At 49.7% G+C, this 16,987-nt stretch carries 15 protein-coding genes; 14 read left to right on the top strand and 1 reads right to left on the bottom strand.

From position 1 onward, the window contains the following. From GXO76_04230 to GXO76_04195, 8 genes are all read left to right on the top strand, one after another. On the top strand, positions 1-1,262 hold a 1,262-nt coding region (locus tag GXO76_04230), incomplete at its 5' end, for a transglutaminase domain-containing protein (GenBank protein NOY77060.1). Positions 1,263-1,382: 120 nt separating this feature from the next. Continuing rightward, complete coding sequence (locus tag GXO76_04225; GenBank protein NOY77059.1) at positions 1,383-2,177, top strand: acyltransferase; 795 nt, start codon at positions 1,383-1,385, stop codon at positions 2,175-2,177. A 222-nt stretch (positions 2,178-2,399) separates the two neighbouring features. Further along, entirely contained in the window at positions 2,400-3,398 is a 999-nt protein-coding gene (locus GXO76_04220; GenBank protein ID NOY77058.1) for a ketoacyl-ACP synthase III, read from the top strand. A gap of 216 nt (positions 3,399-3,614) precedes the next feature. Then, entirely contained in the window at positions 3,615-4,409 is a 795-nt protein-coding gene (locus GXO76_04215) for a TIGR00266 family protein (protein NOY77057.1), read from the top strand. A gap of 407 nt (positions 4,410-4,816) precedes the next feature. Then, on the top strand, positions 4,817-5,698 hold the full coding sequence (locus tag GXO76_04210; GenBank protein NOY77056.1) for an arylamine N-acetyltransferase: 882 nt from the start codon (positions 4,817-4,819) through the stop codon (positions 5,696-5,698). After that, positions 5,685-6,251: a DUF4416 family protein gene (locus GXO76_04205; GenBank protein NOY77055.1), complete on the top strand. Its 567-nt coding sequence runs from the start codon at positions 5,685-5,687 to the stop codon at positions 6,249-6,251. Before GXO76_04210 ends, GXO76_04205 begins: the two co-directional genes overlap by 14 nt. A gap of 192 nt (positions 6,252-6,443) precedes the next feature. Continuing rightward, the gene (locus GXO76_04200) at positions 6,444-7,763 is read left to right on the top strand and encodes an amidohydrolase family protein (protein NOY77054.1); all 1,320 of its coding nucleotides are present in this window, start codon (positions 6,444-6,446) and stop codon (positions 7,761-7,763) included. Positions 7,764-7,834: 71 nt separating this feature from the next. Continuing rightward, positions 7,835-8,779, top strand: a complete 945-nt coding sequence (locus tag GXO76_04195; GenBank protein ID NOY77053.1) for an aldo/keto reductase — start codon at positions 7,835-7,837, stop codon at positions 8,777-8,779. 82 nt (positions 8,780-8,861) lie between these two features. On the opposite strand, the gene GXO76_04190 is transcribed toward GXO76_04195, so the two are convergent. After that, on the bottom strand, positions 8,862-9,581 hold the full coding sequence (locus GXO76_04190; protein NOY77052.1) for an HAD family hydrolase: 720 nt from the start codon (positions 9,579-9,581) through the stop codon (positions 8,862-8,864). A gap of 326 nt (positions 9,582-9,907) precedes the next feature. On the opposite strand from GXO76_04190, the gene GXO76_04185 reads away from it, so the two are divergent. The 6 genes from GXO76_04185 to GXO76_04160 all read left to right on the top strand — a co-directional run bounded on the left by GXO76_04185 (position 9,908) and on the right by GXO76_04160 (position 16,896). Beyond that, entirely contained in the window at positions 9,908-10,681 is a 774-nt protein-coding gene (locus tag GXO76_04185; GenBank protein NOY77051.1) for an ABC transporter ATP-binding protein, read from the top strand. Next, positions 10,678-12,603 (top strand): long-chain fatty acid--CoA ligase, encoded by a 1,926-nt coding sequence (locus tag GXO76_04180; GenBank protein NOY77050.1) that lies wholly within the window; start codon positions 10,678-10,680, stop codon positions 12,601-12,603. Before GXO76_04185 ends, GXO76_04180 begins: the two co-directional genes overlap by 4 nt. Continuing rightward, the gene (locus GXO76_04175) at positions 12,600-13,484 is read left to right on the top strand and encodes a branched-chain amino acid ABC transporter permease (protein NOY77049.1); all 885 of its coding nucleotides are present in this window, start codon (positions 12,600-12,602) and stop codon (positions 13,482-13,484) included. The genes GXO76_04180 and GXO76_04175 overlap by 4 nt, the downstream gene beginning before the upstream one ends. A gap of 8 nt (positions 13,485-13,492) precedes the next feature. Beyond that, positions 13,493-14,545, top strand: a complete 1,053-nt coding sequence (locus GXO76_04170; protein ID NOY77048.1) for a branched-chain amino acid ABC transporter permease — start codon at positions 13,493-13,495, stop codon at positions 14,543-14,545. Positions 14,546-14,788: 243 nt separating this feature from the next. Then, a complete protein-coding gene (locus GXO76_04165) occupies positions 14,789-16,009 on the top strand; it encodes an ABC transporter substrate-binding protein (protein NOY77047.1) in 1,221 nt (406 codons plus the stop codon). A gap of 95 nt (positions 16,010-16,104) precedes the next feature. Further along, positions 16,105-16,896 (top strand): ABC transporter ATP-binding protein, encoded by a 792-nt coding sequence (locus tag GXO76_04160; protein ID NOY77046.1) that lies wholly within the window; start codon positions 16,105-16,107, stop codon positions 16,894-16,896. The last annotated feature ends 91 nt before the right edge of the window (positions 16,897-16,987 follow it).

Below are 16,987 nucleotides of genomic sequence, written 5' to 3'. Positions count from 1 at the left end.
GGATGCACCGCGTGCGCATCGACTACAGATACACCGAAAAGGACATTCTGGATCAATTGCAAAAACGCGTGGCCAATTTCAAAAAAGACGAATTCAAAAAATGGCTTCAAGAAGGACGATTTGACACCCGTACCATCGACGGGAAAATGCACTTTCAATACGCCAGCGTCAGTAATCTCTTCAAGCGGTACAAGGATTTGCAGGATCGGGAAGTGCCCCCGAAAGAGCGTGCCCCTTACGAGCAGGCCTTCTGGAAGAATTATGCCTCCATGATTATTGCCCATCAGGAGTCGCCGGACCGACAAACACTGCCTCAGGATTACAAAATCACCATGACTCTGACCGTAAAGCCAAACGCCGTCCCGGACGGTGACACCATTCGGTGCTGGCTGCCGTACCCGCGGGCTTACCCTTTTCAAACGGATGTCCATTTTGTAGATGCCAGTTCCCAGCCTCTCTGGATTGACCGGCCCGACAGTCCCATTCGTTCCATTTATTTTGAGCAGCCGGCCGTGAAAGATTCCCCAACCGTTTTTCAAGTGACGTACACGTACCGAATGTATTCCGTGGTTGTGGAGCCGGATCCGGCCAAAATTCTTCCCTACAACCCAAGCGATCCGGCCGTTCAAATCTTCACAAAAGAACAACCGCCTCACGTGGTTTTTACACCGGAGCTTCAGGATTTGGCCCACAAAATTGTCGGTGCGGAAACCAATCCCCTGAAACAGGCACAAAAAATTTACCGGTGGATTGCTTCCAATATCGCGTACAGTTATGCCAACGAATACTCAACCATCCCGAATATCAGCATGTACACCTACCGGCATCGTTACGGGGACTGCGGACAGGAGGCTCTCCTGTTCATCACACTTGCGCGGATTCTGGGCATTCCTGCCCGCTGGCAGTCGGGGTGGTACATCTTTCCCCATCAGGAAACCATCCACGACTGGGCCGAAGCGTATTTCGAACCGTACGGCTGGATTCCCGTGGAGCCCTACATGGGAATCTGGATCAGCCAGTACGCAGCTACGTACACGTTAGAGCAGAAAGATGCCCTGTTGAATTTTTACTTCGGAAATCTGGATCATTTCCGGCTCATTTTCAATTCCAATCACGGACAGAAATTGTTTCCGCCCAAAAAATATTTTCGTTCCGACGATGTGGATTTCCAGCGGGGCGAGGTGGAATGGAAAGGAGGCAATTTGTACTTTGACCAATGGAGCTACGATTTAAACGTCGAATTGCTGAATCCGGCAAAGTAGAACGCATTTTAAAGGACTATTGTTATTGCCGCGAATGCGCGAATGACTGATTTCTGTTTTGGTATTAATAGAGACGCAAGAACCTAACCGGAATTGACTGATTGAAATAGGATATCAACTATGAAAACCGCCATTTTTCAATTTCATCCACTATTTGGAGACATTGAGGGGAATTTGGGGAAAATCGAAACGGCCGCTCAAACGGCCGATTTTGATTTGCTGGTTCTCCCGGAACTCTGTACCACCGGCTACCAGTTCAGCTCTCACGAAGAAGTTCGTGAACTGTCCGAGCCTATTCCCGGCGGAAAAACCACCCGTCAGTTGGAAGCACTGGCCCGCCGGAAAAAGGCCTTTATCATTGCCGGAATAGCTGAAAAAGACGGAGACTCTCTTTACAATTCAGCGGTTCTGGTGGGTCCCGAAGGCACGCTGGGGACGTACCGAAAAATTCACCTGTTTGACGAAGAAAAACTCTTCTTTAAAAAGGGAGATTTGGGATTCCCCGTTTTCGACATTGGGTTTGCGAAGGTCGGCCTCATGATTTGTTTCGATTGGATCTTCCCGGAAGCGGCCCGAACCCTTGCCCTGAAAGGAGCGGATCTGATCTGCCAGCCGGCCAATCTGGTCCTGCCCTATTGTCAGGATGCCATGATCACCCGGGCCATCGAGAATCGGGTCTTCACTCTCACGGCTAATCGGATCGGTACGGAAAAACGAGGGGGGAAACCTCCCCTAACATTCACCGGAATGAGTCAGATTGTTTCACCCCGGGGTGAAAGACTCGTGCAATTTTCCAAAACGGAAGAAAAATTACGGGTGGTTGACCTGGAACCCTCCGAGGCCCGCGACAAGTGGATCACGCCCCGAAACAATCTTTTTGAAGACCGCAGAAGCCGGTTTTACGAATTAGGCTGACTATTTGCAAATCCGGATGGAATTTTTGGGGCAAACTGCCTTTTCAAGATTGAAAAACGGTGCAGGCCTTTTCTTTCAGTGCCGGCCACGTCACCAAAAATAATTTGTATTTCTAACCAGATTTTATTAAATTACAGAGCCGTTCACCCTGTTTTCTCATCAGGTGTGAATCGACGGCACGATTCAGAAAGACACGTATCACCAAAAATAAGGAGAAGGTATATGATTCGATCTCGTATTACCGGCCTGGGGCGCTATGTACCCCCGCGAGTGGTTACCAATCACGATCTTGAAAAATTAATGGACACCAGCGACGAATGGATCCGCGAACGAAGCGGAATCATTGAACGCCACTGGGTGGATGAAAAAACGGCCACCTCTGACCTTGCCGTAGAGGCATCAAAAATAGCTCTTGAGCAAGCAGGCAAAAAACCGGAAGATATCGATTTTATCATTTTTGCCACCCTCAGTCCCGATTACTTTTTCCCGGGCGGCGGCGTTCTTCTACAGGACAAATTGGGTATGCCGACGATTGGAGCATTGGACGTCCGAAACCAATGTTCCGGCTTTATGTACGCCCTGTCCACGGCCGATGCCTTTATCCGATCGGGCGTGTACAAAACCATTCTGGTTGTGGGAGCCGAAGTCCAATCGAAGGGAATTGACATTTCCACAAAAGGTCGTGACGTGGCCGTTCTTTTTGGTGATGGCGCCGGAGCGGCGGTTGTAGAGGGCTTTGATGACGATAGCGGTCGGGGCATTCTCACCACCCACCTCCATTCTCAGGGGAAATATGCGACTTATCTTTGGACAGAATCGCCGGGAAGTGCCACACCCCGGCATATTTCTCACGAACTCATTGACGAAGGACGGGCCGTTCCCAAAATGAAGGGCAGGGATGTGTTCAAACATTCCGTGGTGCGTTTTCCGGAGGTCGTTCTGGAAGCCCTGAATGCAATTGGCGCAACAATCGATGATGTGGATCTGGTTATTCCGCATCAGGCCAACCTGCGCATTTCCGAAGCCATGCGCCAGCGTCTGGGACTTCCCCCCGAAAAGGTTTACAACAATATCATGTGGTACGGAAACACAACGGCCGCCACCATTCCGATCGCCTTGAGTGAGGTGGTTGAAAAGGGAATGCTGAAAGAGGGTGACTTGCTGATTCTGGCCGCTTTTGGTTCCGGTTTTACCTGGGCTTCAGCAGCCATCCGCTGGTAAAACCGTGTTTTAAACGGGTTCAAACCTCTCGGGTGACGCGAGCATTCGGGAGGTTTTTTGTTTTCACGGCACGTCTGCTTCAAAAAATATTTGCCTGCAAATTTCGCGCCGATTCACAACCTAATTTTATTGAAATTGGATTTGTGCCATGTGTGTCATGTGTCGTTTTAAAGTGAATTTATTATTTCAGAAACCTAATTATGAGGATTCCAAAAAATGAAGAGCCACAAGGTGGATTACGAAATTATCGGGGACGATCTCCAGATTGTCGAAGTGGAATTGGACCCGGGTGAAACCGTCGTAGCGGAAGCCGGCGCCATGAATTACATGCACGACGGGATTTCCTACGAGGCCAAAATGGGCGACGGAACCGAGGCAACGGCCGGTATCCTCGGAAAACTGATCAATGCCGGGAAGCGCGTTCTGACCGGAGAATCCATTTTTTTAACCCATTTTACCAACGTAGGTACCGGGAAAAAACGCGTGGCATTTGCGGCCCCCTACCCGGGGAAAATTATCCCGATCGATCTGGCATCCGTCGGCGGAGAATTGCTCTGCCAGAAAGATGCCTTTTTGTGTGCGGCCTACGGCACCGAAATCGGAATTGCATTTACAAAACGGTTCGGAACGGGTTTCTTCGGCGGTGAGGGATTCATCCTGGAGCGCCTTCGAGGAGACGGACTGGCCTTTGTGCACGTGGGCGGAACGGTGGTTAAAAAGGAGCTGCACAACGAAATGCTTCGTGTGGATACCGGCTGCATTGCCGCCTTTACCTCCGGAATTAATTACGATATTGAATTTGTGCGAAGCCTCAAATCGATGTTTTTTGGTGGAGAAGGCCTGTTTTTGGCTACGCTGCAGGGTACCGGAATCGTCTACTTGCAGAGCCTGCCGTTTTCGCGCATGGCCGACCGTGTGCTGCGCTACGCCCCTTCCGCCGGAGGAAAGCGCCGGGGTGAAGGTTCCATTCTGGGCGGCCTGGGCGATTTGCTGGACGGAGACAACGGGTAGACCCGTACGGCTCTGTACCCGCACCCTTTAACGGGCGGGTCCTGTAACCGCACCCTTTACGGGTGCGTCCACGCAAAAAGCGCAGGCGTAAAGCCCGCGGCTACGCCCTGTAACCGCACCCTTTACGGGTGCGTCCACGTAAAAACGCAGGCATAAAGCCTGCGGCTACAGAGGATTGTAATTTTGCTTCTTGAATTCAAATAAAAAAAATCCTAAATTTCATATAGGCGCAGACACGAACCGTACCCATTGGGCGGCGTGAAACCCAATTCAATTGCAATCGTAACAATAAGTGAATGAATCAAAATGGCCAGGCTGTACAAAATGAACAACCTATCCTGTAAATCCTGTCAAAACAGGTTTTGGCCTGAGGTGTATTTCCATTGGCATATTCAGAAAGAACACAAATGGCTCACGGTCATTTTATCTTAGATCCTGAAAAAAATGAGGACAGCGTCCAAATATTTCGGGATTACTTTCGTCTTTCCCGCCCGGAAGCAACACCCGATTTTCTCGAGGAAGTCCTGAGTGCCTTTTCCGTTCTGCCCTACGAAAATATCAGCAAAATCATTAAACTGAACCGGCATTTTAATGAGGATGACAAACGCATCCGCCTTCCGGAAGAGGTGATTTCCGATCATATCTCAAAAAAACTGGGGGGAACCTGTTTTGCGCTGACCTATTTTTTGCAGAGCATCCTGGTTCAAACCGGATTTAAAACCTATCCGGTTATGGCCGATATGCGGGCCGGGGAAAATATCCACACGGCAAACATTGTTCTCTGGAAGGGGCGAAAATTTCTGATTGATCCGGGTTATTTGCTGAATCACCCGATGGAAATCCATTCAAAGCGTCCGCGCGTGTACAAAACCGAATTCACCGGCGTGGAGCTGCGCTTCGATCCGGCCACAGATTACTACCATCTGTACACCTTTGACCGGGAAGAGGTTCGCTGGCGGTATCGATTCAAAGATCAGCCGGTTTCCTGGGACGCGTTTTTTCAGTATTGGCAGGAGTCGTTTTTCAAGCCGGGAATGCACGGCATCAATTTAACCCGTCTTACACCGGACGGACTCATTTTTGTCCACAACGATTTCATGCGGGAAACCTCATTTTCCGGAAAACGGAACATCAAAATCAAAAAGAATTACCATGAGGCGATTTCCCGTGTTTTCGGAATTGACAAACAGATCATCGAACAGGCCCAGGCCGCGTTGAGTGAAAATCTTCGGCTTGAGCGGGACTATGGAATTTTTAAGCCCCGAAAGGAAACCCATGAAACCCGCTGAACCGGAACCCGTTAAATTTTTTTGCGGGATTTTATACGTGCAGGAGGCCATCCTGGAAGCGGCCAAGAACCGGCTCATCAAACGGTACGGGGCCATCGATTTTCAGAGCCAAGCCTTCCCGTTTGATGTCACCGATTATTACGTGCCCGAAATGGGCTCTCCCATTTTCCGGGTGTTTGTTTCGTTCGAAAAGTGGATTCATCCCAAGGACCTGGCCCGGATCAAAATTGAAACCATTGCCATCGAAGACGAATTTGCGGACTCAGGCAAGCGGCCGGTTAATCTGGATCCCGGTTACATGGACGTGGGGAAGGTTGTCCTGGCATCGGCCAAATACAATATACAGAAAATTTACCTGGATTTCGGAATCTACGCTGACCTGACGCTCTATTATGAGAAGGGGCATTTTTATCCCTACCCGTGGAGCTTTCCCGACTTCAAGGCGAACCGCTACGAGCGGCCCTTTTTACTGATTCGGGAACGGTTCAAAGTACAGCACAAAAAATGGATTCGGGACCGGCAGAAGAATTCAGCCGCGCAATCGCGGCCCTAAAATTATGGGCCTGTTTTCACTCAGATCGATTTAAAAAACTTCAATAATTGCGTTTGCTTTAAAACACCTTTACCCACGAATTTCACGAATTATTTTCAAAAATTTAATTTGTGTCATTCGTGGTTTTTAGAGTGAATTTATTCATCAAAACGTGCGCACATTGGGAATGCGCCTGAAAAAAGCGGCTATTTTATGAATTCTGAACAGAAAAGAAACCCGCGCCTCTTTACAAATGGGAGGATTTTTACGTCCCGGGGCCTGGAGACAGCGGACATCTGGATTGAGGGCGGGAAAATTACACAAATTACGCCTCCACAAAATGGGGCAGTTTCCGGGTTTGCCGAAGACCTCGGCGGACAGATTGTCCTCCCCGGATTTGTGGATGTGCACACCAACGGAGCCGCCGGTTTCGACACCACCTGGGGGCTGTACCATCCACAAACGGATAGGTTCGATTCCTCAGAATCCGCCTATTTTGAAGGACTTGAGCGGGCGGCGCGTTTTTTCCTGTCACAGGGCGTTACAACGGCTATTTTGACCACCATTTCCGCCCCTTTGGAACAAATTCGGCGCGTGTTGAAGCAATTTGCCCGGTTTAAAGCCACGCATTCCCTGGGGGCTGTTTTTAAGGGAATTTTTATTGAAGGAACCTTTATCGCTTCGCCGGCATTTGCGGGGGCTCACAATCCCGAATTTTTTCAGACGCCCACACGAGATCTTATCCGACATCTTCAGGAAGATGCCGAAGGCCACATCCGCCTGGTGAATATTCCACCGGAACACGGGGAAAAAGTCTGGGATTTGATTCCGATCCTGCGGGAGCTGGGCATTCTTACGGTTGCCGGGCATTCGGGTGCAACCTTCAACCAGTTTAAGAAAGCCAGCGAAAAGGGACTCCGGGGCGCGGTTCACCTGATGAACGGGCCAATAAAGAGCTCGTACAAGCCCTTTCACGGAGGAGGGGCTTTTGAAGCCGCCCTTTCCCTGGACCCTGTTTTTGTAGAGCTTATCCCCGATTACGTCCACGTGAGCAAAGGCTATTTACTGGATGCCATCCGGCGAAAGGGCCCCGACCGGGTACTGGCTATTACGGACAGCATGTTTGTCACAGGATTACCGGATGTACGACACTTTCACATATCCGGAATACGCGGAGAAGTAAGCAAGGGCGGGAATTATTTGCAGGTGTCCGGCCACCCCGATACGCTTTTCGGAAGTATTCTTACTATGAAAAAAGCGTTTGAGAATCTGCTTTCCCTGCAAACGGTCTCGCACGCCGGCATCTGGAATCGGGAACATCCGGCACAGCCGTTTGAAACGGCCGTTTACCGGACCCTTCACATGTGCGCATTCACGCCCCTGAATTATTTAAACCTTCGGTCTCAAAACGCCCCGCCTGAACTCATGCCCGGAATGGATGCCGATCTGTTGCTTTGCGATATTTCGGGAGATTCAGGAGACTACACGCTTTCAATCAACACGGTTTTTTTGTCCGGGGAAGCGGTGGATTAGCTGAAAATCAATTATTTTAAAAACACGTGAGCTACAAAAATACTTCAAAAATAAGAAAAAGCGGAGGACGCATGGAAACACGGCAACTGGGCACGGATGGACCCTTTTTAACGGAAATCGGACTGGGAACCTGGGCCATCGGCGGCCCCTGGGATTGGGGCTGGGGAAAACAAGACGATGAGGAGTCCATTGCTGCCATTCGAAAGGCCCTGGAGCTTGGCGTGAACTGGATCGACACGGCAGCCATCTACGGCTTGGGCCATGCCGAAGAGGTGGTGGCACGGGCCATTGAAGGCCGAAGAAGCGAGGTGTTTCTGGCCACAAAGTGCGGGCTGGTCTGGGATGACCGGGGACGGGTCAAAAACAATCTCCAGCCGGACAGCATCCGAAAAGAGGCCGAAGACAGTCTTCGCCGCCTCAAAACCGATGTTATTGATCTCTACCAGATCCATTGGCCCGATCCCAACGCTTCCCTTGCCCGGGCATGGGAAACCATGGTCAAGCTAAAAAAGGAAGGAAAAGTCCGCTATATTGGCGTCAGCAATTTTGATGTTCCTCAATTAAAAAAATGTCTAAAAATTGCTCCGGTGCAATCGCTGCAGCCTCCGTACCATTTGCTGCGGCGGGAAATTGAAGCAGAAATTTTACCATTCTGTGAGGAAAACGGGATCGGTGTGGTGGTTTACAGTCCTATGGCCTCCGGCCTGCTTACAGGTGCATTTGATCCCGGCCGATTGGCGCCGGACGACTGGCGGCACAAAGTACCGGATTTTAGAGAGCCGAAGCTGTCCAAAATTCTGGCATTTGTGGACAAATTACGGCCTATTGCCGAACGGCACGGGAAAACGGTCGGTAATTTGGCCGTGGCATGGACACTCAGGAATCCGGCCGTCACGTCGGCTATTGTCGGTGCCAGAACGGTTCAGCAGGTAGAAGAGAACGTCCGGGCCGCAGGCTGGCGGTTAACCGAAGAAGAAATAGAGGAGATTGAATCGTTGTTAGAAGAAACCCTGTAGCCGCAGGCTTCACGCCTGCGATTCCCAAAAACATGCGCACCCTGAAGGGTGCGGCTGCAATCTGCGTGGCCTGTGCCGCCTTCTAACCGATCAAGAAGGCGGCCAGATCCTTCAGATTCGCAAATTCATAGGTGGGCGGCTTCACCCTTGGAGGCAATTTCTTCCCGTCCCGATTGATCCAGGCCACATCCATTCCGGCGCGGTGAGCACCGGTAATATCGGCTTCGGGGGAGTCCCCAATCATGAGAAGCTTATCCGCAGGCAGGCCCATTTTCTCGCCCATTATCTCAAATATCCGGCGGTCCGGCTTGTAACAGCCTGCCTCTTCAGAGGTCAAAATCACATCAAATTCAAATCCCCGGCCGATTAGTTTTCGAATCAGGGGATCATCCTTATCCGCATTCGAAAGAATACCCATTTTGAATCTCTTCTTCAACTGCGGCAAAACCTCTGCAGCATCGGGATAAATATGGCTGGTTCCCATGTACTCCCACAACCTTGAGAGGTCCTTTTCAATATTTCGTTCGACGGAATATAAATTGTAAAAATGCTGAAGCCGGCGCCTGTGAAGCTCCCAGACCCGAACAAACGGGCGAATAGCGGACCAGTCAAACAGCGTTTTGCGATAGGCGTCATACTCCTGATTGTACGCCTCCCGGTTAACCCGAACACCGCTTTCTTCCAAAAACCGCACAATCACATCCCGTGGAAAACCGGCATCATCTACCAGGGTATACAGCACATCAAAAATCAGGCCTTCATAAGGCTGAGACAAAAGGGGTCGTAAAACTTGGGTTCCCATGGGAAATCTCCAGAAAAATGAATTCTGTTCAAAATTACAACACTCCCGGATAATTTTCAAGCAAAAAATGGCGGGGGCAGATTCTTTCCCAATTTTTACTTGACAATAAATATCAAAATAAGTATATTTTTTCATTCGATCAGTTCTCTTTCAACACATTGCCCCTTCTCAACGGGACGCCAAAGTGCAGCATTAAAGCCGTGCAAGCGTGTTCGAATTTAAATTCGAACAGTTTCAGAATAGATTAGCCGGAATCAGATGCGAGATGGAAATAGGGATTCCGGAACAGAGTCCCATCTTGTTAATGAAAACAACCTAAAAACCTTATGGCGCTTTTAGACGTACGCAATCTATCGCTGCACTTTGGGGGTGTAAATGCCCTCACAGACGTAAGTCTCACCGTGAATTCCGGTGAGATTTACGCAATTATTGGACCCAATGGTGCCGGGAAAACCAGTCTTCTCAATTCAATTAGCGGGTTGTATCATCCCCAGCGCGGGTCCATATTTTACAACGACCAAAACATTTCCCATTTTCCCCCACACAAACGCGCCCAACTCGGGATTGCCCGCACATTTCAAAATATTGAACTTTTTAAGGGAATGACCACTCTTGACAATCTGATGCTGGGGTCCCACACGCACTTAAAGTCGGGGGCTCTTTTTGCGGGGATCTATTTCGGCTTTGCCGAAAAAGAGGAAATCAATGAACGCAAATTTATCGAAGAAATTATTGATTTCCTGGAAATCGAGCATATTCGCAATCAGGTTGTGGGGACGCTTTCTTACGGATTGCAAAAACGGCTGGAAATTGGACGGGCATTGGCTCTTCGGCCCAAACTCATTTTGATGGATGAACCCATGGCGGGTATGAATCTGGAAGAAAAAGAGGATATCGCCCGCTTCATCATCGACATCAATGAGGAGTGGGACATTACAGTCGTTCTGATCGAACACGATATGGGAGTGGTAATGGACATTTCCAATCGTGTGTGTGTTCTGGATTTTGGACTCAAAATCGCCGAGGGAACGCCGGAAACCGTGAAAAACAATCCCAATGTGATTCGCGCATACCTGGGCGAGGAGGCAGACGTTCAATGACAGCGCCTGACACATTCCCAAAACTCCTGCTTGAAAAAGCCCAAAAATACGGCCGCAAACGAATTGCAATCCGGGAAAAAGACTTTGGTATCTGGAACAACGTAACCTGGCAGGATTATCTGAATCACGTGGAAAATTTTGCTCTGGGTCTGCTAACCCTGGGATTTAACCGGGGTGATAAAGTTTCGATTATCGGTGATAATGAGCCGGAGTGGGTGTACGGCGAACTGGCCGTTCAGGCCCTTGGGGGAATTGCCGTTGGCATTTACCAGGATTCCACGCCGGAAGAGGTCCAATTTGCCGCTGATTTCTCCAATTCCCGCTACGTGATTGCCGAAGACCAGGAGCAGATTGACAAATTGCTGGAGATTAAGGATCGTCTGCCGAGCGCGGAAAAATTCATTTACTGGGATCCCAAAGGCATGCGGTATTACCGCGATCCTATGCTCATGAGTTTTCAGGAAGTCGAAAAGCTGGGAGCAGATTACAAAAAAGACCATCCCGGGGAATTTGAACGGCAGGTAGCCGCGGGAAAAGGTGAGGACATTGCCCTTTTTCTGACCACCTCCGGAACAACCGGGCGGCCCAAACTGGTTATGCTCACCCACAAGAATATGATCAAAATGGCTGAGAATCTGTCAATTAAGGTAGACCCGCTGAAGGAAAAAGACAACTTTGTTTCCTTCCTGCCAATGGCCTGGGCCGGGGAACAAATGATGTCGGTTGCGGGTGCCCTGCGAATCGGCTTCACGGTTAACTTTCCGGAAGAGCCGGAAACCATTCGGGCCGATATTCGGGAAATTGCTCCGCAGGTCATGTTTTCTCCGCCGCGTATCTGGGAGAGCATCTTGTCGGATATTCAGGTCAAAATTGCAGACACCACGGCCTTTAAACGATGGGTTTTTAATTTTGCCATGAAAATCGGGCGTCCCCTGGCGGACATGAAATTCGCCAAACAAAAACCCAGCCTCTGGTGGAAATTCCTGCACAAGCTGGCGGATATTCTGGTTTTTCGCGCCCTGCGCGACCGCATCGGCCTGTCGCGAATTCGCTACGCCTACACGGGCGGTGCCGCTCTGGGTCCGGATGTTTTCCGCTTTTACCACGCCATTGGGGTTAACCTGAAACAGATCTACGGACAAACCGAAATTTCAGGCATTTCCGTTGTGCACCGGGACCATGATATCAAATTTAACACCGTAGGACAACCCATTCCCGAGACGGAGATCAAAATCTCTGAAGAAGGAGAAATCCTCTCCCGCAGTCCCAGCGTTTTTGTGGGATACTACCGGGATCCGGAGGCAACCAAAGAAGCCCTGCGGGACGGCTGGCTGCATTCCGGCGATGCCGGTGAAATCGATGAAGACGGGCATTTGATAATGTTCGACCGCGTAAAGGACATTATGAGATTGTCCGATGGCAGCCGATTCTCGCCGCAGTACATCGAAAACAAGCTGAAATTCAGTCCCTACATCAAAGAAGCCGTGGCTTTCGGAAAGGGACGCGATTACGTCACGGTTTTCATCAATATTGACATGGCCAATGTGGGGAAATGGGCCGAGATGCACCGTATTCCGTACACCACCTACGTCGATCTTTCTCAGAAACCGGAGGTGTACGATCTCATTCGAAGCGACGTGGAGCGCGTGAACAGCGAGCTCCCCGAAAAGGCCCACATTCGAAAATTTGTAATTCTGCATAAGGAATTAGACGCCGACGATGCGGAATTGACTCGCACGAAAAAAGTGAGGCGGGGATTCATAGCCGAGCGGTACAAAGAGCTGGTGGAAGCCCTTTACCGCGATCAGCAGACCTGTGAGGTTGAAGCGCAGGTGAAATACCGCGACGGGCGCGAGGCACGCATTCGAACCAATTTAAAATTAGAATTTATGAAAAGCGAGGCGAAAGAGGTTCTTTCATGATATTCTTCCTTCAATTAATGGTAACCGGCTTTGTGGTGGGCAGTGTTTATGCGCTGGTGGCACTGGGATTTGTTCTCATCTACAAATCCAGCCGGGTCATTAATTTTGCCCAGGGCGAATTGGTTCTTGTGGGAGCCTTTGTGTGCCTGTCCCTTACCACTACTTACAAGGTGCCCTTTTTCCTGGCTTTCTTACTAACCATGACCGTAGCGGTGATCGTGGGTCTGCTGATTGAACGGTTTTTCCTCCGTCCCATGATCGGAGAACCCGTGCTTTCCATCATCATGCTGACGATCGGGTTGTCCAGCTTCCTGAGAGGAATCGTGGAAATCATCTGGGGAACGGAAACCCGGGTTTTCCCTCCCATTTTCCCAAGCAAGCCCATTAATTTCGGCGGGATCGTGATTTCCCAGGTTTACATGTGGAGTTTTATTCTGGCGGTTCTGTTCCTTGGAATTTTTACCGTCTTTTTTAAATTCACCAATGAAGGCATTGCCATGCGCGCGGCCGCCGATGATGAGGACGCCGCCCTCTCCATGGGCATCAGCATTAAAAAAATCTACGGTCTCGCATGGGCTATTGCGGCCCTGGTTGCAGCCGTCGGAGGGGTGGTCATCGGAAACATTAACGGAGTAAATATCAGCCTGAGCATGATGGGCCTGCGGGTGTTTCCCGTCGTGATTCTGGGCGGATTGGATTCCATTCCGGGAGCCATTATCGGAGGTTTGGCGATTGGTATACTGGAGAATCTTGCAGGCGGCTATCTGGACCCCTTTTTTGGAGGCGGCGTGAAAGAGATTTTCCCCTTTATTATCCTGGTGCTGGTGTTAATGATCAAACCGTACGGATTGTTCGGTTTGGAACGAATTGAAAGGGTGTAGGTCGATTCATGAGTGAGCGTCCAGCTGGCGTATTTAATGTTTCGTACAAGCAAGATCGGGAAATCTTCCGGACGCGCTTTTTGCGTTTCTGGATGATTGTATTCTTCATTGCCATTCTGACCGGTCCCTTGTACATGAACAATTACCTCCTGTCAATGGCCAATCTTACGGGAATTGCCATTATCGGGGCGATGGGCCTGAATATTTTAACAGGCTTGGCCGGGCAGATTTCTCTGGGCCAGGGAGCCTTTATCGGTGTGGGCGCCTATGCTTCAGCCCTCCTCACCACACGGCTGGGTCTCAGTTTTTGGGTAGCCCTGCCAATGGCCGGTTTTATTACGGCTTTTGTCGGAATGGCTTTCGGCGTTCCGTCTCTGCGAATCAAGGGGCTTTATCTGGCCATCGCTACACTGGCGGCCCAGGTTATTATTGAATTTACTATTGTTCATTGGAGAAGCCTGACCAACGGCACCTCTGGAATTCTGGTACCGCCTCCCAAAATCGGATCCTTTGAATTTTCCAGCGAAAGATCGTTCTATTACCTGATTTTTGTTGTGTTGGTTCTGGCGGTCACGTATGCGAGGAATTTGCTGCGAACCCGCATTGGAAGAGCCTTTATTGCCATTCGGGACAACGATATTGCCGCAGAAATTCTGGGGGTTAATCTGTTTAAATACAAGCTCCTGGCCTTTTTCGTCAGTTCCTTCTATGCGGGTATAGCGGGAAGCCTCTGGGCGCACTACATTACCATCATTACGCCCGAGCATTTTACCATTACCGTTTCGATCGATTATCTGGCGATGATTATTATCGGCGGGCTGGGAAGCGTACTGGGTACCATCTACGGGGCTATTTTTATTACGCTTTTACCCGAATTTTTGCGGGTGTTGGCCGGCTCACTCGGCAGTATCTACCCGAACATCGGAGATATTCTGGGAGCCAGCCGCGAGTTGGTTTTTGGCCTCATTGTAATTCTGTTTCTGATTTATGAACCCGACGGCCTTTACCACCGCTGGCAAATGATCAAGGCCTATTGGAAATTGTGGCCCTTTTCATATTAGGGAAGAAATACCCATAAATGACACGAATGAACACGAACCAAGAATTCGTGCAAATCCGTGAAATCTGTGGATAAAAATCATCCATGAATCACGAAGGCTAATCGCGATAATTGTGGGTTGAGTCGCTGACTCGACACATTGACGTTCAGAATTCTTGTTTCGTTCCGTCCTAAGGATTTATTCAGGGATACACGTTATATCAGGTGTTAGTCGAAGGTCTAACTAAAAGAGGAGGTCAGAAAAATGGTGAAAAAATGGGCTGTTCTTTTCGTGGGGATTCTGTTTCTATTTGGCCTTTTGAGTCCTGTAGGCGCCAGGCCAAAAACAATCAAAGTGGGGGCCATTTTCGACATCACGGGTCCCACGGGGGATGTAGGGTGGCATTATGCAGACGGGGTTCGGGATTATTACAAATGGCTTAATGCGAATGGAGGCATCAATGGCGTAAAAATCGATTTAAAATGGACGGATTACCAGTACAAAATTCCCCAGGCTATTTCGGCCTACAAAAAATTTGTGGAGCAGGAGAAAGTAAAGGCCATCATCGGCTGGGGTACCGGCGACAGCGAGGCCCTGCGAACCAAGATTATCAAAGACAAAATCCCCTACATTTCGGCCTCTTTTTCTCAAAATCTCGTCTGGATGCCGGGCAACTGGAATTTCCTCCCGGTAACCACGTATGCCGACCACGTGCGTACGGTTCTGAAATACATTAAGGACCACTGGAAACAAAATCGGCCTGTCCGCGTCGCCCTTATTTTCAACGACAGCGGTTACGGGCGCGCGCCACTGGCCCCGGCCAAACGTTATGCGAAAAAACTGGGAATCGACATTGTGGATGAAGAAAACGTTTCGCTGCGAGCACTGGACGCCACCTCCCAATTGTTGCGGATCAAACAGAAAAAGGCTGATTATGCCTTTATTCAGGAGACCTTTATGGCCACCGCTACCATTCTTAAAGACGCCAAAAAATTGGGGTTAACCACGATTTTTACGGGAAATTTCTGGGGCACCGGGCAAAAACTGGCAGAGCTGGCCGGACCGGCCGCAAATGGCTATCTGGGAGTCATGCCTTTTGCAATCTGGAGCGAGAACAACGTGAAGGGTATTCAATTGCTGAAAAAAATCAACAAACAGTATCATCCAAAAATCAAATATCGTGAACCCCCCTACATGACCGGCTGGGTAAACGCCGCCATTATGGCCCAGGCCATCAAAATTGCCCTTGCAACGGTCAATAATGATCCCTCCAAAGTGACGGGGGCTCTCATTAAAAAAGGCTTCGAGACGATCAAGGATTTTAAAATCGATGGCCTTGTCACCCCTGTGAGCTACACCAAAAAAGATCACCGGGGGGCAAAAGATGTGAAGCTGGTCACGATAAAGGATGGTCAACTGGTTCCTGTGACCGGTTGGATTCAAACCCCGCCTGTTCCCAAGGAGGAGATGGAAGGGAAAGAATAAAAAAGGGCTTCCGGAGGGGGGTCCCTCCGGAAGCTTTCTTTTCGTGAAATTCATGAGCAAAATCTTTTTGAAATAGAGTCATTAGCAGGATCCGCATGCTGAAACTAAACAATATTGAAGTGGTTTACAACAAAGTCATCCTGGTCCTGAAGGGAATGTCCATCGAGGTGCCGGATGGAAAAATTATTGCCCTTTTGGGAGCCAATGGCGCCGGAAAGACCACGACGTTAAAGGCGATTTCCGGATTGCTGAAATCCGAGGATGGTGAGGTTACGGACGGAAGCATCGAGTTTAATGGTAAGCGAATCGACAACAAGGGCGCCGAGGAAATCGTTCAGATGGGGATCTTTCAGGTGCTGGAGGGCCGGCGCGTGTTTGAACATCTGACGATTGAAGAGAATCTGAAAGCCGGCGCGTACACCCGAAAAGACGGCCAAAATGTGAAGCGGGATTTGGATATGGTGTACGATTATTTTCCCCGTCTGAAAGACCTGAAAAACAATGTGGCCGGCTATATTTCCGGTGGCGAACAACAGATGCTCGCCATCGGCCGGGCCCTGATGGCCAAACCCCGCCTCATGCTGCTGGATGAACCCTCCCTCGGGCTGGCGCCCCTTCTGGTCCGGGAAATTTTTGAGATTATTCAACGGATCAACACCGAGGAAAAAGTCAGTATTTTGCTGGTTGAGCAAAATGCCCGGGCAGCGCTTTCCATTTCGGAATATGCCTACATTATGGAAAATGGGCGGGTGGGACTGGATGGTTTGACGGAAGAGTTGAGAGATAACCCCGATGTCCGGGAATTTTATCTGGGCCTGTCTGAACTGGGCAAACGAAAAAGCTTCCGCGATGTGAAACATTACAAACGCCGGAAACGGTGGCTGTAGGCCGCCTGGCCCGTCCAATGAAAAAAAATATAAGCACCTTTTGAATCCCATTGTTCCTTCGTTTGTTCACATAATCCTGTCAATTTGGTAC

The organism is Calditrichota bacterium (genome assembly GCA_013151735.1).
Taxonomy (GTDB): domain Bacteria; phylum Zhuqueibacterota; class JdFR-76; order JdFR-76; family BMS3Abin05; genus BMS3Abin05.
This window is presented reverse-complemented; position numbering and strand designations above follow the sequence as displayed.